This is a genomic window from Mesorhizobium sp. M7A.F.Ca.CA.004.06.1.1 (assembly GCF_003999135.1).
Classification (GTDB): Bacteria; Pseudomonadota; Alphaproteobacteria; order Rhizobiales; family Rhizobiaceae; genus Mesorhizobium.
Genome location: NZ_RZPQ01001010.1, coordinates 1 through 1684 on the forward strand (window position 1 = coordinate 1; position 1684 = coordinate 1684).

Sequence of the window (1684 nt, forward strand, 5' to 3'; positions counted from 1 at the left end):
GATGAATGACGGCGCCTACTGGAACGCGCTGGAGCGCTTTGCCGGCGACGTCTGCGTCAAAGCCGATGTCGAATGCATCAGTTTTCGCGATTATGTTTCGCGACAGGACGCTGGCCAAAGGCAGGTCTCGGTCGGCGGCTGAGCCGCCAACCCGGTTCGATTTCCAAAGCCTCGGTTTTTAGGCTGGGTCCTCGGCGCTCTGTCTTGCCAGATAGCGCTGGTCGATTTCAGGCAATGGCTCGCCTTGCAGCGTCGCTTCGAAGGCACGCAGGCGCTTGTGGACAGATTGCAGCTCGACGATGGTCGACCAGGAGGAGAGCAGAAACTGCAGCGACCCCGTCACCTTGCCGAATGCGTTCGAAATCTGGTTCAGCGCGCCGAACGTTATCTTGTGCGCCACCAGTGAGGGACCAAGGATCAGCAGCGAGAAAATGTTGTCGGCCTGCAGGTAGGTGTAACGGACGACGTTGAAATAGATGTAGTGGAAATACAGCCTGAAATAATTGTGACGAACATTCTCGAACAGCTCGGCGGTGGTGGCCGGCTGGGCGCGGTCCGCATGATCCTCGCCGTAGACGAGTTCCTTGCGGTAGGCGGCTTCGACACGCTGGTTGCGGAACTGCAGCCCTGGAAGTTTCAGACCGGCAACCATGACCGAGATCGTCCCGAACAGACACCAGGCAAGGGCCGCGACAACCAATGGCTGCGGGATCGCGCCGATAATCGGCAACTCAGTGATATGGGCCTGCAACTGGATCATGACCGGCAGGAATGCGATCAATGTCATGATCGACTGGACGAAGCTGGAGCCGAGGTCTTCCATGATCTGCGAGAACCGCATCGTGTCTTCCTGGATACGCTGCGAGGCACCCTCGATATGGCGTAGCCTGCTCCAATTCTCGACGAAATAATTGTTCATCGCCGTGCGCCAGCGGAAAATCCAGTGGCTGACGATGAAGGCATTGACCACCTGCACATTCATGCCGACCAGCGCGAGCCACGAAAAATCCGCCAATCCGATATAAAATTCGCTGTTGGTCGACTTTCCAGTCCCCGACATCAGTCCCTGCACATAGTCGAAGAATGGTCCGTACCAGGCGTTGACGGCGACACTGACCTGCACATTGAAATAGATGAAGAACAGGATGACCGCGGTCATCAGGATCGACCAGCGCTGCCACGGATGCGGCGAATACCAGCTCCAGAATGCGTAGAAGACGGCCACGCAGAACACGAAATAGAGATAAAACCATAGAAACGGCGGCGACATGAGGATCGCGATGCCGATGATGGGCGGCGCACCGGCCACTGCGGGCGGCAATCCGAAAACCGCCCCCAATTGTTCACCACCGAAAAACCAGAACAGGATTGCCGCAAGGCTCCAGAGGGCGGCCGAAGAGAAGAAGAGCTTCGGCTGCGGGAAAAAGGATACGAACACTGTGGCGAATTCCTCGATCTAGGCGCAAATCAGCTGACGGCAGCGGGCATAAAGTCACACATTAGTAGGAAAGAAAATGCCTGTGCCCGATGCCCGGCACAGCAAGCCCACAATCATGGCGATTTTGGCGCAGCCGACCATGTGATGGCGCCGGAGACGACCAGCACGATTGCGGCGGTGATCGAGGCGAGGAAGAAATCGCCGGACATTTGCGCCAGAAATCCGGCCGCGACCGGCCCGATGATC

At 57.5% G+C, this 1684-nt stretch carries 1 protein-coding gene and 1 pseudogene; one reads left to right on the forward strand and one right to left on the reverse strand.

Annotated elements, in window-relative coordinates; genetic code table 11:
* A pseudogene (locus tag EN906_RS38610) lies at positions 1-142 on the forward strand (polysaccharide deacetylase); the annotation flags it as partial.
* Positions 143-178: 36 nt separating this feature from the next.
* Here EN906_RS38610 and sbmA read toward each other — a convergent pair.
* Positions 179-1438 (reverse strand): peptide antibiotic transporter SbmA, encoded by a 1260-nt coding sequence (gene sbmA / locus EN906_RS33255; RefSeq protein WP_127271341.1) that lies wholly within the window; start codon positions 1436-1438, stop codon positions 179-181.
* Positions 1439-1684: the final 246 nt, after the last annotated feature.